Consider the following 1133-nt stretch of genomic DNA (forward strand, 5'->3'; position numbering starts at 1 on the left):
GCCGTCCGCGCCTGTTCCGGCACGTAGACCTTGCCCTGCTGCAGGCGCTCGATCAGCTCCTGCGGCGTGAGATCGATCAACGAAATGTCCCGGGCTCGAGCGATCAGCCGATCGGGTACGGTTTCGCGCATCCGAATACCGGTAATCCGCGCCACGTCGTCGTTGAGACTGTCGACATGCTGGACGTTGAGCGTGGTCCAGACATCGATACCTGCATCGAGCAGCTCTTCGATATCCTGCCAGCGCCGGGCATGACGACCGCCGGGAATATTGCGATGGGCCAGTTCGTCGACCAGCAGGATCTGCGGTCGACGCGCCAGCGCAGCGTCTAGGTCGAATTCATGGAAGGTGCGCCCATGACGTTCCCTGGGCGTCAGCGCCAGACTCGGCAGCCCGTCGCACAGGCGTTCGGTCTCATCGCGGCCGTGTGCTTCGATGACGCCCAGCAGCACGTCGCCCCCGGCGTCGAAACGTTCCCGCGCGGTGCGCAACATGGCACTCGTCTTGCCCACGCCGGGGGCAGCGCCGAGAAAGATTCGCAGCGATCCGTCATGACCGGCCCGCGTCGTTGCCAACAGGGCGTCCGGATCGGGGCGCTGCACCTCGCGGGAATGATTCACGGTTTCGATCTCCGACAATCCGCTTCAGGGTAGCGGACGCGTCTCGACCTCATTCGATAGCGTCCAGTGCCAGATTGAGTGCCAGCACGTTGACGGTCGGCTGACCGAGCCAGCCGCCGCTGTCACTATAGCGCTCGACCAGCGCCGTGACAGCCGAAGGGGACAGGCCGCGCGCGCGCGCGACACGATCGACCTGGATGGCTGCCGCTTCGGGGCTGATGGCCGGGTCGATGCCTGAGCCAGAAGCGGTCAGCAGGTCCACCGGTATCCGGCCCGGCTCGACGCCGTCGCGGGCGGTGATCTGCCCGGCGTCGGCCTCGGCGCGTTCCCGCAATGCCGGGTTGCTCGGCGCCAGGTTGGAACCGCCAACCGCGCCGGCCGCGTAATCCACCGCCGAAGGTCGACCCTGGAAATAGCGTTCGCTGGTGAATCGCTGACCCACCAGCGACGAGCCGATGACCCGACCCTCCGCATCGGCCAGCAGACTGCCGTTGGCCTGATGCGAAAACCCCA

General features: G+C 66.4%; 2 protein-coding genes. Both read right to left on the reverse strand.

All coding sequences use genetic code 11. From position 1 onward, the window contains the following. The coding region (locus BTW07_RS18750) for a histidine kinase (protein ID WP_482822367.1) at nucleotides 1-620 on the reverse strand (620 nt) is incomplete at its 3' end. A 49-nt stretch (nucleotides 621-669) separates the two neighbouring features. Then, the coding region (gene kdpC / locus BTW07_RS18755; RefSeq protein WP_075571660.1) for a potassium-transporting ATPase subunit KdpC at nucleotides 670-1133 on the reverse strand (464 nt) is incomplete at its 5' end.

The organism is Salinicola socius (assembly GCF_001937195.1).
Lineage (GTDB): Bacteria > Pseudomonadota > Gammaproteobacteria > Pseudomonadales > Halomonadaceae > Salinicola > Salinicola socius.